The 20,694-nt window shown below is 63.2% G+C and carries 21 protein-coding genes; 2 read left to right on the top strand and 19 right to left on the bottom strand.

The window, feature by feature from the left end:
* Nucleotides 1-8 precede the first annotated feature (8 nt).
* Nucleotides 9-338, top strand: coding sequence for a SorU family sulfite dehydrogenase c-type cytochrome subunit (sorU, locus tag WNB94_RS14800; RefSeq protein WP_371820138.1), 330 nt, complete (start codon nt 9-11; stop codon nt 336-338).
* A 232-nt stretch (nt 339-570) separates the two neighbouring features.
* A complete protein-coding gene (locus WNB94_RS14795) occupies nt 571-888 on the top strand; it encodes a hypothetical protein (protein ID WP_290871239.1) in 318 nt (105 codons plus the stop codon).
* On the opposite strand, the gene WNB94_RS14790 is transcribed toward WNB94_RS14795, so the two are convergent.
* From WNB94_RS14790 to WNB94_RS14700, 19 genes are all read right to left on the bottom strand, one after another.
* Nucleotides 889-3,663 carry a conjugal transfer protein TraG N-terminal domain-containing protein gene (locus tag WNB94_RS14790; protein WP_341391168.1) on the bottom strand — a complete coding sequence of 925 codons (2,775 nt, stop codon included), beginning with the start codon at nt 3,661-3,663 and terminating at the stop codon, nt 889-891.
* Nucleotides 3,664-3,687: 24 nt separating this feature from the next.
* Nucleotides 3,688-5,145: a conjugal transfer protein TraH gene (locus WNB94_RS14785; protein WP_290871237.1), complete on the bottom strand. Its 1,458-nt coding sequence runs from the start codon at nt 5,143-5,145 to the stop codon at nt 3,688-3,690.
* A gap of 9 nt (nt 5,146-5,154) precedes the next feature.
* The gene (gene traF / locus WNB94_RS14780) at nt 5,155-6,090 is read right to left on the bottom strand and encodes a conjugal transfer protein TraF (protein WP_290871236.1); all 936 of its coding nucleotides are present in this window, start codon (nt 6,088-6,090) and stop codon (nt 5,155-5,157) included.
* A 10-nt stretch (nt 6,091-6,100) separates the two neighbouring features.
* Complete coding sequence (locus tag WNB94_RS14775; protein WP_290871235.1) at nt 6,101-6,403, bottom strand: hypothetical protein; 303 nt, start codon at nt 6,401-6,403, stop codon at nt 6,101-6,103.
* Nucleotides 6,404-6,531: 128 nt separating this feature from the next.
* A complete protein-coding gene (gene traN / locus WNB94_RS14770; RefSeq protein WP_290871234.1) occupies nt 6,532-8,856 on the bottom strand; it encodes a type-F conjugative transfer system mating-pair stabilization protein TraN in 2,325 nt (774 codons plus the stop codon).
* Nucleotides 8,857-8,864: 8 nt separating this feature from the next.
* Nucleotides 8,865-9,647 (bottom strand): type-F conjugative transfer system pilin assembly protein TrbC, encoded by a 783-nt coding sequence (trbC, locus tag WNB94_RS14765; RefSeq protein WP_341391167.1) that lies wholly within the window; start codon nt 9,645-9,647, stop codon nt 8,865-8,867.
* Nucleotides 9,634-10,686 (bottom strand): conjugal transfer pilus assembly protein TraU, encoded by a 1,053-nt coding sequence (traU, locus tag WNB94_RS14760; RefSeq protein ID WP_341391166.1) that lies wholly within the window; start codon nt 10,684-10,686, stop codon nt 9,634-9,636. The genes trbC and traU overlap by 14 nt, the downstream gene beginning before the upstream one ends.
* A complete protein-coding gene (traW, locus tag WNB94_RS14755) occupies nt 10,683-11,285 on the bottom strand; it encodes a type-F conjugative transfer system protein TraW (protein ID WP_341391165.1) in 603 nt (200 codons plus the stop codon). The genes traU and traW overlap by 4 nt, the downstream gene beginning before the upstream one ends.
* Nucleotides 11,286-11,329: 44 nt before the next feature.
* Nucleotides 11,330-11,824 carry a hypothetical protein gene (locus tag WNB94_RS14750; protein WP_341391164.1) on the bottom strand — a complete coding sequence of 165 codons (495 nt, stop codon included), beginning with the start codon at nt 11,822-11,824 and terminating at the stop codon, nt 11,330-11,332.
* A gap of 10 nt (nt 11,825-11,834) precedes the next feature.
* Nucleotides 11,835-12,440: a conjugative transfer signal peptidase TraF gene (gene traF, locus WNB94_RS14745; RefSeq protein ID WP_341391163.1), complete on the bottom strand. Its 606-nt coding sequence runs from the start codon at nt 12,438-12,440 to the stop codon at nt 11,835-11,837.
* Complete coding sequence (locus tag WNB94_RS14740; RefSeq protein WP_341391162.1) at nt 12,437-12,808, bottom strand: hypothetical protein; 372 nt, start codon at nt 12,806-12,808, stop codon at nt 12,437-12,439. The genes traF (WNB94_RS14745) and WNB94_RS14740 overlap by 4 nt, the downstream gene beginning before the upstream one ends.
* Complete coding sequence (gene traC / locus WNB94_RS14735) at nt 12,805-15,363, bottom strand: type IV secretion system protein TraC (RefSeq protein WP_341391161.1); 2,559 nt, start codon at nt 15,361-15,363, stop codon at nt 12,805-12,807. The genes WNB94_RS14740 and traC overlap by 4 nt, the downstream gene beginning before the upstream one ends.
* Before the next feature lie 78 nt (nt 15,364-15,441).
* Nucleotides 15,442-16,119 (bottom strand): type IV conjugative transfer system lipoprotein TraV, encoded by a 678-nt coding sequence (traV, locus tag WNB94_RS14730; protein WP_341391160.1) that lies wholly within the window; start codon nt 16,117-16,119, stop codon nt 15,442-15,444.
* Entirely contained in the window at nt 16,116-16,901 is a 786-nt protein-coding gene (locus tag WNB94_RS14725; protein WP_341391159.1) for a DsbC family protein, read from the bottom strand. Before WNB94_RS14725 ends, traV begins: the two co-directional genes overlap by 4 nt.
* Nucleotides 16,902-16,935: 34 nt before the next feature.
* Nucleotides 16,936-18,492, bottom strand: a complete 1,557-nt coding sequence (locus tag WNB94_RS14720) for a TraB/TrbI/VirB10 family type IV secretion system protein (protein ID WP_341391158.1) — start codon at nt 18,490-18,492, stop codon at nt 16,936-16,938.
* Entirely contained in the window at nt 18,489-19,262 is a 774-nt protein-coding gene (locus WNB94_RS14715) for a type-F conjugative transfer system secretin TraK (protein ID WP_445819085.1), read from the bottom strand. The genes WNB94_RS14720 and WNB94_RS14715 overlap by 4 nt, the downstream gene beginning before the upstream one ends.
* Nucleotides 19,263-19,332: 70 nt before the next feature.
* On the bottom strand, nt 19,333-19,896 hold the full coding sequence (gene traE / locus WNB94_RS14710; protein WP_304795508.1) for a type IV conjugative transfer system protein TraE: 564 nt from the start codon (nt 19,894-19,896) through the stop codon (nt 19,333-19,335).
* Nucleotides 19,897-19,910: 14 nt separating this feature from the next.
* Nucleotides 19,911-20,210, bottom strand: coding sequence for a type IV conjugative transfer system protein TraL (gene traL, locus WNB94_RS14705; RefSeq protein ID WP_304795510.1), 300 nt, complete (start codon nt 20,208-20,210; stop codon nt 19,911-19,913).
* A gap of 28 nt (nt 20,211-20,238) precedes the next feature.
* A complete protein-coding gene (locus WNB94_RS14700; protein ID WP_341391156.1) occupies nt 20,239-20,652 on the bottom strand; it encodes a hypothetical protein in 414 nt (137 codons plus the stop codon).
* Between the last annotated feature and the right edge of the window lie 42 nt (nt 20,653-20,694).

Below are 20,694 nucleotides of genomic sequence, written 5' to 3'. Positions count from 1 at the left end.
TGCATGCAATGAGGGTCGCGTCGGTGCTCGTCGCCGGCCTGGCGCTGCCCGTTCTACCCGCGCTGGCGGCCGACGACAGCGCGCAACTCGCGCTAGGGAAGAAGCTGTTCCTGCAAGGCGTCGTCCCGTCGTGCGCCGTTTGCCACACCTTGCAGGCCGCGGGCGCCGAGGGCGCCGTCGGCCCGGTGCTGGACGAGTTGAAGCCCGACGCTGCGCGCGTGGCGAAGGCGCTGCGCAACGGGCTGGGCCAGATGCCCTCGTACAAGGACAAGCTCACCGAAGCAGAGATTGCGGCGCTGGCGCTCTACGTGTCGAAGGCCAGCGGGGGTGCCAAGTGAAACTTCAGGTGGGTGGAATCTGTGGTGCATCCCCACCGATAAAGGCTCGTCCGCGCGGGCCGCAAGACGCTGACTGGCACCGAAACGCAGGGCATCTTCATCGGTCGCCGCCGTCGGCAGCGACTGCTTCTCAACTCCTCGACAGACTGGATTGGGTCGTATGCAGCCAAGTGGCTATCGGGGTTGCAAGCGCAATTGAGTGTCGTTAGGCTGATCGGTGTGAGGTGCCAACATGCAGAAACCAATCTTCTTCGGCTTCATCGCTTTAGGTGGTCTGGTTGGCCTGTTTTCCGCCGCAATGGATGATTGGGGAACGATGGTGGTCATGAGCTGTATCGGGATGCTCTTTGGCGCGGCTCTTGGTGGTGCATTGACTCGCGTTGGCGGAAGGGGGCGGAACTCAAAGCGGGACGCCGATCCGATCCCTGGGATGGGAGTGACGTCGGAGGATCTAGCTGCAAATTACTGGCGCGACAAAGGGCATCCGCCTTTCATGAAACCACCAGAAAGAGACTTGAACGCGAACGGCACGCATGATGATTCGGCCTGACTATTTTTTGAGAAGATCTTTCACAACGTCTGCGGCGTTTTCGGTGGTTGCTCCAGCGTCCTTGACGACTTGCTTGCCAGACCGCTTTAGCAACGATCTTTTGGATGCCAGAGTTCCATCTTCGTTCTTGACAATCTCTGCCTTGGCATCGAAACCGGTTTGATCCGCCTTTGCCTGTGATCGAACCTCTGTGCCTCTGGCCTGAACCTCTTGTCTTGTCGATGAGGGCTCAGGGGCGGGGGCTGGTTGGCCTGCACGCGCAGACTTGCCGAAGCGAGACACCTGTCGATCATTGCTTCGATGGCGATCATCGAGCGCCGGATTCAACGCCGTGTCGGCCTTTTCTTGTCGGTGTTGAACTTGAACGTCCTCAAACGAAGATGGCAATGCTGTGCCATCGGAGAACACCCGATTGGGCTTGAGTGACTGCCTTGCCAGTTCTGAGGCCATCAAGGCCTGAGCCGCTTTGCTGTCGCCCCCGTATTGTTCTGCATAGCGAGTGAACATTTCCAGGTTGTGTGGATCCTGCGCAATGTCGATGGAGATGGTTTCGCCCTTTTCATACGCGGAGGTTAGGCGCTCTGACAGTGCGGTGCGTTCAGCAAGGCTCGCCTCCGCACGTTCAGATCGCGTGGCCGTGTTCATGAGCCTGGATGCAGTGTCCCGGGCCTCTCGGGAGTCGCTGCTGATGGTGTTGATGAAGCTCGAATCTCGGGAGACGCGGTCGCCGAATTGCTTGAAGTCGGCTATTTGCTCGCTGGTCAGACTGCTCAGCACCTTGCGTTCATCGGCGGATAGGCCCGACAGGTAGCTCTTGTCAGCGCTGGCGTTGGCTTTTGCGCCGGCGAAGCGCCCGTCAACGCCCACATGTCCAGACGCACCAAATGCGATGCGCGCTACCTGAGACTGTGAAAGCCCTGTGCTGTCAGCGATGCCCTTGGAGATCTGGTCCAGGCGATTGAGTGTTTCTCCAAATTGCTCGAAGCTGCTGGACGTGGATCCGCTGCTGCTGCGGCCAGAGCGAAGACTGCTCAGTCCTCGCGTGAATGCTTCGGAGAGGGCTGCGGATCGATCTGAACTGGCAGCCAAGGCTTCGCTGCGTGCTGCAGTGACCTGCCGACTCGCGTCGGACACGTCCTGTTCAGACACCCGCATGGACACCACCCGCGAAGCAAACCCCTGGTTGCGCAGCAAGCTGACGGCAGTTCGCCCGGTCAGGCTGTTCGACGAAAAGGTGTTGCCACTGAGGTCATTTTGCCAACTGCTCATGAACGCCGAGGTTCGGTTCGGGGCCAGTTGTGCCTGGTCCATGGTGACGTTGCCCATGTTCATGTTGCCGGTGGCAGCAGATGCTGTGCTGCCGGTCAGCATGCTTTGCAGGCCGGACAAACCACCCACCAGGGCGGTCCCGACACCCTCCATCTTCTTCAAAGCCGCCCAGGCAATGATAGGAATGCTGATTGCGAGGTAGCCCACAACAGCCTCACCCGCGATGGAGCCCGAATAGATCGTCGAGGCGGTTTGCAAAGACAGGGCCTTGGTGCCCGAGCCGATGTCCGAAGCCGCAGCCAGATCGTAAGCCGCATAGATGGACGCCATGTAGTTCAGCACCGCGTACAGCGGGGGCCACAGCTGGATCCAGATCAGGATGGCTGCGTAGCCTTTGAAGGCCAGCATCGTGTCGCGCCCACTGGTCAGCAGCAAGAGCAGCACCATCAAGGGGAACAATGCGTAGGTGAGCGCTTCAATGACGTTGCGGAACACGGGCAGGGCTTGCTCGGCCACCTTGCCGTTGTTGATCCACGCGGCGTTCTGCTGGGCGACGGCTTGTGCCCGGCCAACGGCCAGCACCATGGCCGCTGGATCGTTGACCTTCTGTCCGACGATGGTGCTGGTGTCGTTGATCGCATTGAGCATGGCGCTTTGGCGGATCAGGTCGGCAGCGGTGGTGGCCGCATTGGCGATGTTGTTCTTGATGTACGCCTGCTGAATCTGGTTGGCGATGACGGCTGCGGCAGCAGCACCAGGCAGGGTGGGGTTCAACTGGAAGGCCAGGCGGCCCTGAATCTGGTTGATCTGCACTGGCAGTCGGCCATTGAGGTTTGTGTAGATGTTGGGGCAGGTGTCCACATCGATGCCCGCAGCGCTGGTGACCGTGCTGAAGCGCGCAGGATTGGGCGTGGCCATGAGGGACCAGACATCTGCGGATGTCGAGAACACGGCAGGACCAATCGTGCCGTCGATGAGGTCATACATCGTGCAGTTGTGGATGAAGTTGATCAGGTCGGTGCGGAAGTTGGGATCCTGGAATGTCACCTTGCTGGTGCTCCTGATCAGCCGGTTGCCAAACATCAGGCCGTTCTTCTCGTAGGTGAGTTCGCTGGGCAAGGCGCCTGGGCCGGGAATGGTCTGGAAGGCGGTTTCGAACAGGCTTGTCAGGGTGTGGCCAATGGTGCTGGTGATGCTGCCGAGCATGACCATGCCGAAGGGCACGTTGGCCACGACCTTGACCGGGGCTCCGCCTGTCTTGTCCACGATGCCCACGGTGGCCCTGGGCAGGATCAGGATGGAGAACACCAGCAGCACTGTGCCCAGCCACTTCCAGCCTTGCAGCTTCTCAGGGGCAAAGGCGTAGGCGATCAGGGCGGCCACGAAGCCGCAGAAAGCGACGGCGGCAACGGCCGACATGTAGTCGCCCGAGGCGTGGATGGCCGCTGCTGCATTGAAGACGCCGAACAGGCTGTCCGCGTTCTGGTAAGCGTAGATCTCCCACATGGCATCCCCTGTGGTCGGTGAAGGTCAACGAGCCATGTAAGCAGCCTGCTGCCCAAGCATGTCCATCACGTGCTGCGGCATGCTGGATCGCAATTGCCGCTCCAACTGTTCCAGGTGGCTGGAGACAGCTCGGTAAGAGCCGACCTTCTGATACAGGAGGTTCTTCTCTTGAGAGAGTTGCTGCAGCATGACCAGGGCGCGTTGACGAATCTGGACCGCCTGTTCGCGCTGTGTCTTTTGCAGTTGATAGTCCTTGTCGAGCGCAGCCAAGCCGACGCGCAGATTGCGCTCCAGGAACACATAGGCATAGTCCGCTGCGATCACGTCGCGGTATTGGGCGATGAGGCTGTCTGCCAGGCCCGATCCTGGGATGGTTGCGCCCACCGACAGCATTTTGTAGACCGGTTCGGTGGTCTGGTTGACGAAGCCGACTTCTGCCGAGTTGTTGGGAATGGCGGTCCGGGTGGCGATTTTTTCCGCGATGGAGCGCATCAGTGCCTCGACTTTGGCAGTGAATGGCGTGTGTGTGTAGGTGGTGTTGAGGGTCACGGCATCACAGTTCACGTAGTCATTGCACTTGAGCAGGTGCTGGGTGACGTTCACGCCAGCGCCAGCACTTTGCCCATAGAGCAACTGGCTGATCGAGGTGAGTGTGGCGGCGATGGGTTCCGGGTCGCGGGCGGCTTCTTCCGGGTGGTAGATGACGGTGCCCACCATGCTCATGATCAGTTCACGCTCCTGATCGTCCAGGGAGACCCCGGTGTACTTCAGGGCCTTCCAGGTCAGGTTGCCCACGAAGGGCGCCTTGTTGCGCACGTTGGCATCGCCTGAGGTGCGGGCCGAAGCGAGGATGCTGGGCCGGTCGGAAGCGCAACGCCTGCGTGCAGCGTCACGGTCGCTTTCCATGCCCATCTCGATGGCGAGGTCGGCGCAGGTCTCCTGCGAGCTGTACCCCGTGGCCTCGGCCGCCGTGCTGACGATGGCTTTGGCTGTTTCGCAGGAGTTGATGCGGGCGTTGTTGATCCAGGTCTCCAGACCCTTGGCCCATTTGCTCAAGCCACCCAGGAGTGGTGAGACGGCTTCCAGTGCAAGTTGAAAGGCGATGCCCGGTAGGGCAGCGGTGATGTTCTTGAGCATGTTCTTGAACTCGGTGGCCGAGATGTGCGAGAACGATCCGCCGAACACATCGATGCCACCGCAGCCCGCCTTGGCGCTGGGGAACTGAATGGCGGCGAGTTGGTACACCTTGTTGGGGGAGCGCATGAACAGACTGCCGCCGGTGTAGGTGTTCATGGTCTGACCACGGAAGGCGCCAGGTGCGGTGTAGTTGCCAATGGCCCCCAGGTTGTTGAACATGCTGTTCACTTCGGCATTGAGGTCCCCGGCGTGCAGAGGCAGCGGCGATGCGATGACCAGCACGGCCATCAGGGTGGCGACTAGTCGTCTCCAGAGTGGTGCCGTCGGCGTGGGTGTCTGAATCATGATCTGCTCCTATTGAAGAACGACTTGCCTGTTCACGCTGGGCAACATGGCCTGGGCAGCAGGTGTGCTCACCGTGGTGATGCGCTCCAGCAACTCGGATTCGGACAGCACGCCAAAGCCAATGGGTGTGATTTGCCCGGTGTAGGGCTGGGCGAGAAACACCGCTGGCACCTGGGTGACCTTCAGGGTGTTGGCGATGCCGTTGTCGGCTCGGGCATCTGCAAAGCCAGGCATGGGGCCGCCATCCACGCTGATGGCCACCACCTTGATGCCGTGGCGCGCCTCGAAGGCCGTCAGCGTGGGGGCGAAGGCGTGGCAGTACGGGCAGTCACTGCGGAAGAAGAAGAACAGGACGTGGTCCTTGCCCTGTGAGGTGATGGACTGGGAACGGCTGAGCAACTGGTCCCGGTCGAACACCTCCAGCGCCTTGGCGTTGACTGGGCGGCCATGTACGGTGGGGTCCAGCTCCGGTGTGGCCCAGGCGACGCGCTGGGCGACGTCGGCGAAGTAGGACGCTCTGGCCACAACCTTGGCCTCCAGTTCCATGTAGCGGCGCACATTGGCCTCGGTCGGCCGCATGATCGCAATGTTGCGGTAGGACTCGACAGCCTTTTGCAGTCGCTCGAATTCGACCAACTCTGGCGCTCTGGCCGGGCGGGTTGATGGTGTCGGGGCCGCTGGTGACGTGGGCGGTGGCAGGGCGGGAGTCTTGGGTTGAGCCTCAGGTGTGTCGCGTACCTCGGGTTCGGGGTCTTCGTAGAAGTGCCATCCTCGCCATGCATCTGACCAGTAAGGCGCGGCAATGGGCTCGTCCAGCTTGGACGAGGCTTGCGCTTGTGCCTCGGGCGCTGCGTTGAGGCAAGCGAAGGCGAGGAGGGCTATGCTGGCAAGGAGTCTGAAAAGACCTGAGCGAGACGCCCATGACGGGCGAGATGGGCGAGGCATGTCAATCTCCTCATTGCAGCGACTTGGGCGGCAAGCCATCGAGGCAGTAGTTGATCCCGAACTCGATGGATTGTTTGCGAGGGGCCTGGGCACCAGGCAACCAGACACCGTCTTGCCAGAAGGTCACCTTCAGGCGGCTGCAACCAGGCTGGCGGTAGCGCTTGTCGGTGGTGACGTCGATGGAGATGGGGGTGTTGGCCTTGAAGCGCTGGCTGATGGCGTCGGCAGATTCGCCTGTCAGCGTGCCGTGCGCCTGTCCGTCTGGCGCTTGCAGTGCCATCACCATCAGCACCCTGGCGTCCTTGACAGGCATGCGACCGACGAACGGATCGGGCGATCGCTCAGGCGTTTGCGTTTGTGTTTGTGCTTGGCAAGTCAATGCAAATGCCATCGCCATCGCCGTGATGGCATTGAACTTGATCGGTGTCCTGAGATGCTGTGTCATTGGCAACGCCCCTGTCCGTAGTAACAGTTGGGCACCTTGGCGCTGTTGCCGCTTTGGATGGCACCCAGGTTCGGGATGTTGGGCACGATGGAGGCGTAGAACTCGGTGAGGTCCATCGCTGCGAAGTCCAGGCTTTGCAGCTGAGGGATGGTGAAGCCCGAGCAGTCCGGGTTCTGGCCGCTGCCCCAGCCCTTGCCAATCTGCATGCGCCCCTGCTCATTGACTATCCGGGCGAGTTTGCTGTTGAAGCAGCATTTGCCTGTGGTGTGCTCCAGGCACGACACGCAGGCACCAAGAACGCGAAGACACGATGAGCACCATGACCCCGTGGCGTGGCACAGCCCCGCGCCTTCTCTCATGGCCAGCTTGCCCTCTTCTTCATTGCAGGACATCATCGACATGACGATGTAGATCAACACAGCGATGGCCAGCGACCAGGGGTCGAACGCGACCACCATGCTGTCGCCTGCATAGAGCACCGACGATCCGGCGGGCAGAGCGGTGCCGTTGACGGCCACGGTGACGCCGTAACTGGTGAAGGAGCCGCTGAAGCCGCCGCTGGTGAGCAGTGCGGACATGCCCTGGTAGATGAACTCCCGGTTCTCGGAGTTCATCAGCACGTCGTAGACCAGGCGTGAGCCCACACCGAAGGTGCTCTGGTTGCTCATCCCAGCGCCAGCGCTGTCCGAGTCGCAACAATCTTTGAACAGCCGGTCTCGGCAGTGGTTGCCTTCGCCCTTGAAAACCTGCATCAGCTTGGTGTCCAGGTACACACCGGCTTCTCGGGCGGCTTCCAGCATCGACATGGAGCGGGCAAAGTCCGCGTCGTTCGTGTAGCTCGTGTTGAAGCAACTGTCACCCAGACAAAAGACATTGGATGGGCAGTTGGTTGCTGTCGTGATCGTTTGGGCGCTGGCCGGGCAGGTGTAGCTGTCCTGGTAGACCTCGCACATGCCTGTGGCAGCGTTGGTTTGCTTGCATGTGCTGCTTCCCAGCGTGCAGCCTTGGCTCAGCAAGGGGGCGCATTCGTCTGTGGGGGCACCGGATGTGCAAGACAGGGTGCGCTCGTAGGACCAACAAGCGCGGGTGACGACTCGGCCATCGATCACCTTGGTGGCGGGGCCATCCACGCACCTGTCGGCTGTGGTGACGGTGCAGCGTCCGCCTGCTTCGAGTGGGGCGCTCTTGTCATCCCAGACATCGGTTTCGATGTGGTTCATGGTGGGCTGCTGGAAAGACAAGGGGATGCTCCAGCCAGAAGCGCCGACCAGGCTGGCCGCGCCCGCATCCTGAGCGCAGCGGGTCTCTGTGCGGCTGACCACGATAGAGGGGCCGCTGTCACAGCCCATGCGGGGGCGGGGCATGGTGAGCGTGAAGCAGCGATCAGCCGGCCCCGAAGATTGAACGCGGCTGGACCAGTAGGCCTGCAACTGGTCGCCGCGCACGGTGCCGGTCGGGCAGGCATAGACCGGCGTGCCGAACTGGAAGTTGTAGTTGCACTGGCCAGATGAACAGCCGGATCCAGGCATCATGACCACCTTGAAGGGGCGCCAGCAATGGCCACCCCAGTGTGGTGAGAGGTCGGTGACGAACGCGGGTTGCGTAGCTGGCGTGCTGGGCAGTTCGAGGTTTTGCCACCCGATGCAGGCGCCGTTGCCACCTGCCGCATAGAAGCGAAATTGTTGCAACTGGTCGGTGCGGATGCGGCACTGGGCCTCGGCCACCATGTAGTCGGCACCGTTGCGATTGGCTTGACCATGCGCAAACCAGTCGCCAGCTGTGCAACTGGGGACGAGTTCGACTTGCACCGTCAGATCCCGCCGGGTGGCGTAGTTGCCCACACCGTTGTAGCGTTGGCACTGTTTGGTGACCGCGCCTGCTGGTGTGGTGACGTCGGCGGTGGCGCAGCCGCTGTAGTAGGAGGAGAGGCTGCCAAGGGCGAGAGACGGGTTTGCGGCGATGTCCCGCGCGCCCATGACTGCGGGGTCGTAGGGCGAAATGGCAGGGCGTGGCGTGTTGGCCGAGTTGAGCGCGCCGCGTTGGGCCTGGCACACCGGGTCATCGGGCGTGCTGGTGCAGGCAGTGAGGCGCGCGTTGGCCGGGCCTGACAAGCTAGGTTGGCCGTAGTAGGCCGCCTCAGCGGGCGTGCGGGTGTATCCCGGCACATTGGCCGTTGCATTGGGGGTGCTGACCGTGCCCCGAATCACCGGGTTGGCCGCTTGACCGGCGGCGGTGCCTTCTTCGTGTGGCCCAGCCAGTGCCATCGTCTGCGCCGTGACGAAGCACCAGAGGGTGAAGCAGGTGACGAGTCGGCGCAGCATGACGATCCCTAACCCTTTAGCCGTTGGATGAAGGCGCCGACATCCTTGCTGAAGCGGGGTGTGCGGTGCTGAATGTGGCCCAAGGCGTAGTCCAGGCTCACGTCTCCGGCCAGGCGGACATAGTCATTGGGCGGCGCACAACTGCCTCGACCACCATCACCACAGGGCGTGCCGTCAGCGCCCTCACGCACCAGCACAAAACTGGGTACCTGTGTGATGGCGTAGCGCTCGAAAGCTTGCGGGTCGATCTGGAAGGCCACCGACTGACCTGCCAACAATGCCTGTGTTCGCGCAACGGTGTCGCGCAGGGAGCCATTTAGCAGGCCTCTGATCAGCAGGGATGCCTTGGCACGTGCCGCTTGGCTGACCAGTCTCTTGAGCGTGGCCTCGGGCATCGACAGGCTGATGAACACCATCAGGATCGGGCCACCACTCATGTCCTTGCCCACCCCGGTGCCGGGGGGCTGGGCGGTTTTCATCTGCAGGGCGTAGGCTTTGGACAGCGCTTCGAGGTCCACAGGCGCTTTGACTTGAGGCTTCGGTAGCGCGTCAATTCGAGGTCCCGCTGTGTTGGGCACACGTTCCAAGTCAGCGGCGCTGGGCACGCCGTGCGCTTTCTGCGCGCGCTCGATGTCCTGCTCCGTGATGGTGGGTTGCGCGCGCCTGGCCCGAGCCATGTCTGCTTCGGTGATGACCGGCGTGGTCTGGGCCTGCGCGTGCAGCGCAAGCAGCATGGACAGGCCAAGACCGAAGCCCCAGCGTGAAGGTTGATGGAAGTCAGAAGCCGACACAGCAGTTCCTTTTGCGAAACAACATGAAGGCGAAGTCTTCGCCGCGCACCGGGTATTCCTTGCCGGCCCCCCAGATCACGGTGCTGCGCCCGAAAGGCTGGCAGCACCTGCCGCCGTCCTTTTCGGCGTTGGGGATGGGGTAGGTGAGTTGTGTCTTGTAGGCCGTCTTGTCCATGACGGGCTCGAAGTAGGGGCCACACAGGCCGGGCGTGCCATGCCATCCCCAGGCGATCAACTCGCGGTGCATCTTGGCGGTCAGGCGCTGGGCCAGCAGAACGGCTGTGCGAACACCGCCCAAGTGGTAGGGCACCTGGCCGTCCAGCGGGTAAATGCCGCCCTGGCATCCTGCGCACCAGAACAATTCCTTGATGCCAAAGCCCAGTGAGGCGGCCACGCAATCGGCGGCGCACGCGGCGATCGCGATGGGGTTGGCGAACAACACCGCGTCGGGGTTGAGGATCAGGGTCAACTCGTCGTCGTTCCACAGCGGATCGACCTCGGTGAGATAGGCCAGATCGAAGCTGCCCTTTTCCAGGCAGGGAAAGTCGGTCACCACTTCCAGCCAGTACAGCATCGGGTTCACATAGAAATGGGCCTGGTAGAAGCTGCCGCCATCGCCGTCGCCTTCAGCGTGGGTGAAGCGTGCGGCTTCCGGGGCGGGTAGGCCCGGGTTCAGATCGATGCCGCCCAGTGAGGTCAGGCAAAACGGCTTGCGGACCACCTCGACATGGCGAGCCGGTTCCCAAAAGCCGATCGACAAACCGATGACCGGGTTCACGCCGCAACTGCACACAGGGCTGCCCGGGTTGGCAATGTCTTCCTGGCCGCCGAAGTTGGCAATGGGGATGCTGCCCAGGCTGATGGGCAGGATGCAACTCCAGCAGATGTCGGTGACGGGGTTGGGGAACTTGCCAGTGCAGGTGGCGATGCCCGCCGCGTGGCTGTGCTGGCTGATCAAGGCAAACAGCCCGATCAGGAGGATCGCCGCGATGTGATCCCACGACTGACGCAATCTGGCGTTTGGCGTGGTCCGGGTCATGGCGTCACCTCCAGCTCGTCCACGCGCAGTCGCTTGCCTTCCTGCGAGACCAGGGCGGGCACCTGTGCGATGCCCAGGCGCCGGGTCAGCACGCCTTGCTGGTCGTAGTAAACCGGCGTGCGCCAGGCTTTCATCAGGTCCAGGTAGGAGCCAGCTGTCAGGATCGCCTTGACCTGGCCCCGGTAGCGCTGGATCAACTCCCGAGCGCGGCTCACCTGCCGTGCATCACGGGCATCGAAGAACAGCAGGTGTCTGGAAAGGGACACCACGTCCAGCGGGTTGTGGCGCGAGCCAGCAGCAAACATCAGGTGCCCCTGGGGATCCAGGATGTTGCGATCCAGCGTGAAGCTAGGGTCGAAGTAGAAGGTGCGCGGCTGTTGCGTGGTGCGCAAACCGGCCACGGGCTGTGGCTGGCGCACGGCCTGAATGCCTCGTTCACGGGCTTGTGCCTGTAGGCGATCCAATTCACCGCTGGCTTGCTTGTCTCGCAGGCGTTGCGCAATGAACTCCAGCAGGTTGGCTTCGCTGATCGGGTAGGTCGGACCGATGCTGCCCAGGTCCACGCCCCAAGCGCATGAGCCCACACCTGCGCATGCCATGCTCACCAGGCAGGCCATTGCCGTCAGTTGTGGGCTCCGGAGTTTCATGGCTGACCCTGACCGTCGCAACGGATGCGTTGAGTGAGTTGGCTCAGCAGGGCTTCTCGCTGCGCCAACTGGCTGGGGTGGCTGGCGCTGACCATGCCCATGAGGACTGGGTCACCGCTGCCCTGGGCAATGGCCTTGCGCAACGCCAACGCGGTGAGGGGCCGCCCGCAGCGTTGCGCGAACGCGCGCAAGTAGGCTTGAGCGCCGTCGCGCGCGGCAGGCGAGATTTGCGCCAGCAGTGCCAGGTAGTCCTCCAGAGGCACGTCGTCTGGCGTGGACGCAGGCGTGCTGGAGCTTTGAGTGGCTGGACTGCTGTGGGCGAGACTTTCGGCCAGTTGCTGGGGCGACCTCTTGGTCGCGGTCTGGGCCTGAACGTGGGCTGCAGATGCCAAACCAGCGATCCAGATGCACAGGATCAAGCGAGGCGCCGAGTGGCGCACGTCATTGCGGCCGTTGCAGTGTCGCTGGCGTTGGCTTGGACGGGCTTGCATGTCATGTTCCTCAGAACAGGGGCCGCACGAGCCCGATGACCTGCTCGGCGCGAACCAGACCGCTGCTGCGGTAGCGCGAATCAAAGCTGTCGGGGCTGCTGCCCTGGACGTAGTAGCTGCCCGGTGGGATCACCGTGGGCTGAATGGGATCAAGCGCACGGTGGTCAAAGGTCTGAGACTTGGCATGCCCCACCGCCTCGCCGTTGATCAACACCCTGCGGTCTTGGACAGTGACGGTGTCACCAGGCAGGCCCCTGACCATCTTGAAAAAGGGCTGGCCGCGTAGCCCCGGGTAGAGCTGCTGAGCATCGCCAGCGAAGGCGAACAGGATGTAGTCACCACGGTGCAAGGTGGGCGGCGCAGACTGTGTCCAGGTCACCCGATAGGCCACACGGTAAGGTAGGCTGGGCGTCCAGTTGAAGACAATGGGCAGGCGCGGGGTGGGATCCAGGAACAGCCGGACATAGGCCAGCGCCCAGATGGCGAACACGGGGAGGTAGAGGTACCAGCGGCGACGCATGTGGGCCAGTTGCTCGGAACAGGATTGCCGGGCTTGGCGATAGCGGCGCACAGGCCAGGGCAAGGGCGGCGGGATGCGGACGATCTGCAAGGTCATGGCATCCCCACTTTCTGGCGCAACTGGGCCGTCAGATCCACGGTATGGGGTGTCGGCCCCGCGACAGCGCCTTTGAGCACCACCAGGCATGCGCAGTCGCGGGGCAATTCCTCCAGCGCAATGGGCAGGCGTTGGGCGAACGTGCGTGCCATCAGCATGGCTTTTTGCCGATCGTCTTCCGAGCCCGCCTTGGTGAGCAGTTGTGTGAACGCGGCTTCCTTTTGCCGGTACACCTCGGCCACATCGACCATGCCGATGCGCAGCGCTGGGCGGACCACCGTGCGGTCATAGAGCAGCAAGGCGGCAGCGACCACGATCAGGGTGAGCAGCAGTTGCACCAGGGCAGGGATGAAATCAGGGGCTTTCATACGGTGTGCCCCCGGCGCCGCAGCAGTTCGGTGATGGCGGCATCGATGCTCAGGCCTTGCGCACGCAGCTCGTCGATGGGCGCGTTGTCCTCCAGCTTGTTGGAAAACAGCAGGTGTGTGGCTGGATCCAGGATGTTGCGTGCCACGCCTTCGCCCACCGGGGAGGAGATGTACAGCTCGGAGTACACGCCCGCCTCGGTCCTCAGTGAGTTCAACAAGCGCTTCTTGGGCTCATCCATGGTCAGGCGGCCCTTGCGGTCCAGCATCTCGATGGATTCGGGCTTCTGGCGCAACAGAAACACCCAGTCCGAGCAGTTGAACGCGGCTTCCATCTGGGCCGAGCCATAGAAGTCGTCAGCGCTCTGAGTTGCCGTGCCCAAGGCCCCGCCGTATTTGCGGGCCCGGCGGGCCGCTTCTTCGATCACAGCGGCCTTGACGGGGTCATCGGCCCCGATGTCGCCCAGTTGCTGCTTGAGCTCATCAATGAACAGCACCTTGCGCCGGTTGCGGCTGAGGTACATCTCGCCAGTGATCTGGTGCAGCAGCAGGATGTTGACGACGGCGTGCAGGTCGGGGCGGCGCTTGAGTTCCTCGTTTTCGATGACGATGAAGTCGTTGCTGAAATCGACGTTGCTGGGACCCTCGAAGAAGCGCTCGTACTGGCCGCCTCGGGTGTAGGGGTTGAGCATCACGGCCAGGTCCTTGATGCGCTGGTCGTTGACCAGGCCCAGGGCTTCGATGTTGCCGGTCTTGAATGCCTCGCGCAGCGCCGTGATGGTCAGGTCGTTGCCGTGCTCGGCGAACAGCTTGAGCACCATGGCCGAGATGGCCTTGTACTGCACCTCTTCCAGCGTGTGCTGCATGGAGCACATCTTGGAGATGGCCGGCACCAGCATGTCGATGTCCTCGTGGATGTCAACGATGTTGGTGAAGGGGTTCAGGCAGATGTCCACATCGGGACGGAACTCGATGTAGGTGCCCTTGGCCTTGCGGCACAGTTTCTCGAAGGAGCGGCCCAGGTCCAGCATCCAGACCTTGGCGTCGATGGCCCGGTAGGACCAGGCCATCTCGTTCATCAGCACCGACTTACCCGAACCCGGCGCGCCGATGATGGCGAAGTTGTAGTTGCCCAGGTCGTTGTCGAAGATGTCCAGGGTCATCAACTGCCCACGGCGCCCGCCGAACACCAGGGCGGGTGTGCGTGTGCCGCGCCACTCCGCAATCAACGGGGCGAGGTGGATGGCGTTGGCCATGGTCTTGCGCGACACGCGACGCATCTTGGCCAGGTCGCCATGGAAGCGCGGCGTGAGGGTCATGGGCAGGCTGGCCAGCAGCGCCTGGCGGTGCATGTACACATCAGCATTGAGCTGAAAGCCCCGGCCACGCCAGATGGCGTTGGCCGCTTCGTGGGCCGCCACCGCCTTGCGCGGTGGCGAGAAGATGGCCAACTGGTGGTACAGGCTGACCAGGCTGCCACCGGTGTCGATGGCCTGGGCTGCGGCGGTCCAGTCCTGCAGCTTCTTGCCCACGTCCGGCATCACGTCGGCCATCTTGCTTTTGGCGTTCTGCGTGGCGCGCACATGGTTGGCGGTGACCGTGGCCTTGGTGGCATTAGGGTCGAGCACATGCACGCCCATGGTCAGCAAGAAGGGCGCGCTGTACTGCAGAGCGGGCTGCATCAGGTCGCCGATCAGCGAGCCCATCTGCCAAAGGGCGAAGCGCTCCGGGAAGGACTTGATGGAGTAAAAGCGCGCCTCCAGTTCGTCCGATCCGGTCTCCTTCCACAGGCGCAGGCCGCTGGGGGTGGGATCCTGGATGGTGTCGAAGTCGATGATCTGGTCGCGCAATTCGCGTCCGTCGTCATAGTGCAGGTCAGGAGCGTCGGTCTGCGAGATGCGGTCAGGGTTGGTGAACAGCGCGCACCAGTTGATCAGGTCAGCGGCATCGCAGACGCGGTTGGGCAGGGAGGCCGAACGCAGCGTGGAGGCCATGGACTCGCGCTGGGCCATCACCTCTTCGCGCCTGGTCATGTCCTGAGCGTCACCGGGCAGGGTGACGCTGAGCATCAGGCGGAAGTCCCGGATCGTGTAGTGAAAGCCAGAGGTCAGCGAGGATTGCGCGCCGCGCAGCAGGTGGCCTACGCGTTGGCGGGCCAGGGTGTGGAAGAGGTTGTCGTTGCGGGCAGGTCGCCCCCAATGCTTGGCCTTATCAGCCTGGTCCTCGTCTTCGACTCGCAAGTTGGCATAGCGGCGCAACTGACCGCGCACGTGAGGTGAGGCGAACAGGTGGAACTGGATGCCCGCGCCCGTCGGGCAGTTTGCGTACAGCGAGATCAGCACCTCGGCCATGCGTTCATCTGCGCCCGACTGCGGCATGACCTCCAGCATGAAGCCCAGGCAATCGCGATTGACGAAGATTTTTTCGTCTGCGAGGTAGGCGGAGTAGGGTAGCCACGCGGCGAATTGCTCTGCCGGTGTGTCAGGCGGCGCGCCCAGGCCCATGGCCTCGAACAGGCCTGGGCGGGCGGGCCTGCGCACGGTACGGGCCGCGTCCATGGAGACGCTGGCTGCTGTCGTGACTGTTGAGGTGTCTGTGACTGAGGAGGTAGGCATGGCGCAACCTTTGAGGGCAGTTCAGTTGCTGGGGTCAGGGCTGTCGGTGGGCGGCAGCAGGGGCCCTGTGTCTGGGTTGTCCGGGGTGTACGGCGACTGGCGCTGCTGGCCAGCGGGCCGCCCGGGCGAGGTGCTCTGTTCTGGCGTGGCGGGTTTGACGGGGGCACCCATCGGAGGTCGTATGGGCGCATAGGCGTCTCGGATTTGGCGCTGTGCGTGGTCGATCAGCCACTGACCCGCATCGATCTGGACATAGACATAGCCCTGGTCGTAGAGGTCGCGGTCGGCGTCTTCCCAGGGCTTGAACCACAGCCTCAGGATCCGGGCCGATGAGCGCAGGGGCAGCGCCAGGCTGGGGGACTGCGCCACGGGCGGGACAGTGGCTTGGGCGGACGCCCGCGCTGGTGCAAGGCGAGGCTGTGGCGACCCGGGTGCGGGATTGGTACCTGGCTCGCCATTGGATTTGGCGGCCATGCGGCGCTTGGCCACCTGGGCGGGCAGGTTGTCCTGAACGGCGTTGGCATAGGTGCCCGACACCGAGGTGCAAGTCACCCCGTCCGGGGCTTTGCACGCGTAATCGGAGCTGCCGCCCAGGCCAGAGAGGTTCATGCAGCCCGACAAGCTCAGCAGCAAGCAAGCCAGAAGCCAGATCAGGCGCACGAGGTGGGCGCGGGTGGCGAGGTGACCGTGGGCGTTCATGGCTGAACCTCCGAGGTGGCCGGTTTCAGGCGAGCCTGGATCACCTGGTGATCGACGTAGCCTTCGGTGCGGCTGCCATCTGCCCAGATCAGGGTGGGCGTGGCTTGAACACCAATGCGCTGCGCCAAAGCCAGGTTGCGGGCCATGGGGTGATCGCATCGCCCTGGGGCATTGATCGCGGTGGCATCGCCCTGCACCATGTAGCGCTGCCAGGCTTGAGCCCGGTCCGGGGCGCACCAGAGTGCGATGGGCTTTACCTCACCCTGAAAGGGCAGCATGAAGGTGTAGACCGTGACGTTGTCGATCCGGGCCAACTCCGGCTCCAGTTGCTTGCAGTAGCCGCAGCCCGGGTCGCTGAAAACGGCGATCTGCCGCTGGCCGTTGCCCCGCACGGTCTTGATGGCGTCTGCCAGTGGCAGTTGGTCAAAGGCAATCGGTGCGGACGTCGGTGCTGACGTTGTTGCGGTAGGTGCAGCGGGAGCCATTGCGCTCTGCTTGGCCGCCAGGGCCATTCGTGGCCCGGTGATGTCGGTCATGGTCTGTGTGTCAAAGACATGGCCGAACACGAAGTAGCGCGGTTGGCGGGCCGACACATAGGCCACGTTCCCGTTCATCCAGACTTCGTACAGCCCGCCAATGGGCGAGCGCAGTACCTGGGTGAAGCGCGTGCTGGGGTTGGCCTTCCTGAGTGCGGCCAGGAGGCGGGCCTCTTCAGATGGCGGAGCGCCCGCCCAGGCGATGCCATTGACCAGCATCGTGAACAGTGCCCAGATCAACGTCACGGCCTGGAGCCTGCTTCGCAGTGGCGGGCGCATGTCAGTAGTTGTCATCATTGGCGGCTTTCAGGTAGCGGTCTTCGGGGGCGGGCTCAGCCGAGCGCGCCAGCGTGCTGGAGGGGGTACCGCTGGTGCTGGTGTACGCGTTGGCCGACATGGGCACGTCGATGCGCACGCCCTTGGTGATCACCACATCGACCTCTCGGCTGGCATCGATTTCAATCACCGGGAAGGTGTTTTCGGCGAGCTTGATGTAGTACTGCGCCAGCCGGTCCAGGGCCTTGCCGACACCAGTGCCGATGCCTGCTCTGTAGGCGTCGGAGGTGCTGCCACCGCTGCTGGCGATCGTGCCCAGGGCCGAGGTGCTGTAGGTGGTCGATGAAGTCGCCAGGCCCTGGCCGATGCCACTGACCACGCCTGCCAGCAGGGCATTGGCCAGCATCTGGCCTTGCTTGGTGACCAGTCGCCCGCGCATGCCCACCTTGCCGTCTTCGCCATAGACGCTGCCCTGGATCTTGACTTCCAGCGTGGCGCCGTCCGGGCGTACGCAGGACAGGTTCTCGGTGCGCAGATAGGCCCGCTCCGAGCTGATGTCGCCGTAGCCTGCCGCGATCACGAAGCAGTCGCGGTATTCCCCCCGAAAGCGGTTGGGCAGGACGGAGTTGTCCGAGAGCCGGATCAGGACAGGATGTGGGTTGGACTGGGCCTGCCCGCCCGTTGGGGCATCCAGGCCACCAAGCAGGGTGCCGCGCGTGAAGCTGACGGGCAGGAAGGTCGAGACGGTGCGGGTGTCGGCCGTTGACAGTGATCCGGGCGTGGCATTGTTTGTGGTGCTTGCCGTGGCGCCTGTTGCAGCGGTCTTGGCCGTTTCTCGGTCCACCAGAGAAACGCGTGTCAATACCGGGGCATCGAGAGGCCTGTCCTGCGGTGCCGCGCCTGGATCACCGAGGGGCATGGCGCCTGCGAGCGATGTGCCGGGCGATGTTCCGAAGGAAGGCAGCGGTGGAGGAATGTTGACGCTCTGCCCCGGAAGCTTTGCCGGAGGCGGGGCGGTGGGCGCCGGAGGTGGTGGCGATGGCAGGCTGGATGCCGGTGGCATCGTTGGGGGAGCGGGCGTGCTTGACGCCGCCCCAGCGTTGGGTGCCGAGGGCATGCTGGCAGCCTGGCTGGCCGAGGTGAGTTTTTGCTCCAGTTCGGCAAAGCGCTGCATGGTGCGGGCCTCGAACGCCTGCCTGTCCTTGTTGAGCCGGGTCTGCTCATCGCGCTCGTTCTCGTACTGCGCCAGCTTGCGTCCTGCGGTGCCCACCCATTGGTCTACCGGGTTGACCTGTTGTCCCGGCGGCATCACCCCGATGTTGGTGACCGTGGCAGGCTGCGCGCTGCCGTTGGTTTTGGCGTCTGCGGTGGGCGAGCGCGTGTCGGTGAGGGCGAAGATCAGCCACAGCAGGCCGACACCACATACCAGGATGGCGGCCAGGGTGACGTACTGGCGTTGCCGTGGAGACAGCCTTTGAAGGGCACTGCCCACGGCCCCCTTGATGCGGTCGGGCAAGCCGGTGATGCTGCCATTGGCTGCTTGGTCGAAAGGCGTGTTCATCGCGTGGCCTCCTGCCGGATCACGAACACATTCGTGGCCTCTCCGGGTTGCAGGTTGTGGTTCTCGATCGACACGCCCATGACCTGGGCACCTTCGCGGTCAAATTCCTGCTCGGCCAGCACCATCAAGGTCGGGCTGATGTTTTGCAGCAGGTATTTCTCGCCGACCAGGCCTCGCCCTTCATAGCGACGCATCAGGGAAAATCTCGCTTCGAGCCACAGGGGGACGAGGCGGTTGACCTCCTCGACCCGCACGTCGGGAGGCACCCGGTCAGAGGCCATTGCCACCAGCAAGGCCTTCATGGCTCGGATGTGGTTGGCCGAAGTGCCCAATGACATGCCCGAGGGATTTGGGTTCGCGTTGTCCAGCTTCAGCAGCCTGGCACTGGGATCCCGGATGACGATGGTGTCTGCGGGGGTGTCCGAGCGATGCAGCAGCAGGGTGTAGGTCGCCTTCGCACTGGAGACGAACAGGTTGATGGGCTTGGTGGACTTGCCCACGGGTCGGATGTAGACCTCGCCCTTGTCCTTGTCGCATTCGAGGACCAATTCACCCGTGGGATTGATGGTCGGAATGTTCTGGCTGTTGTTGGGGGGCGGGGTTCCGTTGGCGCAGTTGCTCGAATAGATGTTGCCGAACACATCGGTGATGGGCGCGCCATCGATGCGGATGCGTGTGGGCTCCTTGATCGACACCATGGCCTCAACGGAGACACCGTCGCGGGCTTCGACCAACTGAAGCGCGGTGACGAGGCTTGGTGCCGTTGCCATCCCAACGGCTGTCACCATGGCCAGCAGCAGGCTTGTCAGCGAAGTGGAGGGCTGCTGGCATCGCTTGAAATCAGCTCGCATTGGGAACCTCCTTGAAGGTCTTGAGGTGCATGCGTGCCCCGTTGAAACTAAACTCGATCAGGTAGGCCTTGAGGTCGTTGGCGGTTTCGAAGCCATTGACCAGGGTGCGCAGTCGGCCACGCACCACGACGCTTTGCTTGTCTTCGCTGGGCACCAACTGCTGCGGCATGAACATCGTGCTGGCGTTGATGCGCTTGAGCCGCTCGGCCTCGACCTCCTGCCGGGTCTTGAGCGGGCCGTATTGGTCGGGTTCCACATAGCCGAGCAGGATGTTTTTTTTCCAGTCGATCGATGAGGGTGTGACGTCCAGCACCAGCCAGGCCATGAAGCCACCCATCTGCTCCAGGTATTCGCCACTGGCCTTGTCTCGGCTGACCCAGAAGGTCTTGTCGATCGTGGGTGGCACGACCACCGTGCGCACTGTGCCGATCAGGTTGAGGATGACGAGCAGTGCCACGACATGGCCCGACGACAGCACGCCCACCGCGAGCCCCAGGCTGCGGTTGCGGCGGCGCATTTCCTTGATGTCGCTGTTGAGTCGCTCGAAGTCCATGGCGTGCTCCAGGCTCAGCCGACCATGCGGCGGATGTGGGAGGGCGGGGTGGCGCGCATCGCGGTCATGGGGCTGGGAGGCAGGTGCCAGTACAGCCAATGCATTGCGAAGGCCTGGTGCTTGTCGGCTTTGATGCGCGCGATCCACCGCGACAGGAAGATCCCCGCACCCGCGCAGGCCGCAAAGGCCAGCTTGGTGCCCGCCAGGTAGCCGACAAAGAAGAAAAAGATCACTGGGGCGGCCACATCGATGTCCCAGAAGCCGATCTTCCAGGGGTCATCCAGGCGACGGGGGATGTAGGTGTCGGCTTGCATGTCAGGCTCCTGCAGGTTTGAGCTGACCTCAGACGACCGCGCCCATGATCGCGCCGGCGATCACCAGGCCTACCGCACCGAAGATGGCCAGGCCCACGTAGAACAGCACGGGCCCGAAATTGCGCAGGGCCGACAGCGAGATCAGTGCGACCACGAAACCGACGAAGCCGACCAGGGCTTTGACGCTGGGGCCCAGTGCGGAGATCTGCGCCAGGGCGGACGTCATAGGCCCGGTGATGCCCGTGAACGCCACCAGGTCAAGGGCGAAGCCGGGCATGGACAGGCCCAAGCCCAGAGCGAGCATGGCCAGCGCCGAGGCCACACGCCAGCGCTTGTGCGGGGGCTTGTTGGCGTCACTGTCGTTTGATTGACGGCTTTGCTGGCCGTTCAACTGGGCAGAGGGGCGAACAGGGGTGAAGGGATGGATGATGGCTGTGCGCATGGGAATCTCCTGGCTGGGGTGCGCGTCAAGGCCTGACGCAGG

The organism is Aquabacterium sp. A3, from assembly GCF_038069945.1.
GTDB lineage: Bacteria > Pseudomonadota > Gammaproteobacteria > Burkholderiales > Burkholderiaceae_C > Aquabacterium.
Note: the sequence above shows the minus strand (reverse complement) of the source record. Positions and strands in the feature narration are given on the sequence as shown.

Coding starts and splice junctions, on each gene's coding strand:
- WNB94_RS14740 (WP_341391162.1), bottom strand. CDS start 12,808: ATGAAAGCCCCTGATTTCATCCCTGCCCTGGTGCAACTGCTGCTCACC.
- traL (WP_304795510.1), bottom strand. CDS start 20,210: ATGCAAGCCGACACCTACATCCCCCGTCGCCTGGATGACCCCTGGAAG.
- sorU (WP_371820138.1), top strand. CDS start 9: ATGAGGGTCGCGTCGGTGCTCGTCGCCGGCCTGGCGCTGCCCGTTCTA.
- traN (WP_290871234.1), bottom strand. CDS start 8,856: ATGCTGCGCCGACTCGTCACCTGCTTCACCCTCTGGTGCTTCGTCACG.
- WNB94_RS14790 (WP_341391168.1), bottom strand. CDS start 3,663: ATGTGGGAGATCTACGCTTACCAGAACGCGGACAGCCTGTTCGGCGTC.
- traF (WP_290871236.1), bottom strand. CDS start 6,090: ATGCCTCGCCCATCTCGCCCGTCATGGGCGTCTCGCTCAGGTCTTTTC.
- traF (WP_341391163.1), bottom strand. CDS start 12,440: ATGACCTTGCAGATCGTCCGCATCCCGCCGCCCTTGCCCTGGCCTGTG.
- WNB94_RS14795 (WP_290871239.1), top strand. CDS start 571: ATGCAGAAACCAATCTTCTTCGGCTTCATCGCTTTAGGTGGTCTGGTT.
- traE (WP_304795508.1), bottom strand. CDS start 19,896: ATGGACTTCGAGCGACTCAACAGCGACATCAAGGAAATGCGCCGCCGC.
- WNB94_RS14700 (WP_341391156.1), bottom strand. CDS start 20,652: ATGCGCACAGCCATCATCCATCCCTTCACCCCTGTTCGCCCCTCTGCC.
- WNB94_RS14715 (WP_445819085.1), bottom strand. CDS start 19,262: ATGGCAACGGCACCAAGCCTCGTCACCGCGCTTCAGTTGGTCGAAGCC.
- WNB94_RS14750 (WP_341391164.1), bottom strand. CDS start 11,824: ATGCAAGCCCGTCCAAGCCAACGCCAGCGACACTGCAACGGCCGCAAT.
- traU (WP_341391166.1), bottom strand. CDS start 10,686: ATGACCCGGACCACGCCAAACGCCAGATTGCGTCAGTCGTGGGATCAC.
- WNB94_RS14775 (WP_290871235.1), bottom strand. CDS start 6,403: ATGCCTGTCAAGGACGCCAGGGTGCTGATGGTGATGGCACTGCAAGCG.
- traW (WP_341391165.1), bottom strand. CDS start 11,285: ATGGCATGCGCAGGTGTGGGCTCATGCGCTTGGGGCGTGGACCTGGGC.
- WNB94_RS14720 (WP_341391158.1), bottom strand. CDS start 18,492: ATGAACACGCCTTTCGACCAAGCAGCCAATGGCAGCATCACCGGCTTG.
- traC (WP_341391161.1), bottom strand. CDS start 15,363: ATGGACGCGGCCCGTACCGTGCGCAGGCCCGCCCGCCCAGGCCTGTTC.
- WNB94_RS14785 (WP_290871237.1), bottom strand. CDS start 5,145: ATGATTCAGACACCCACGCCGACGGCACCACTCTGGAGACGACTAGTC.
- traV (WP_341391160.1), bottom strand. CDS start 16,119: ATGAACGCCCACGGTCACCTCGCCACCCGCGCCCACCTCGTGCGCCTG.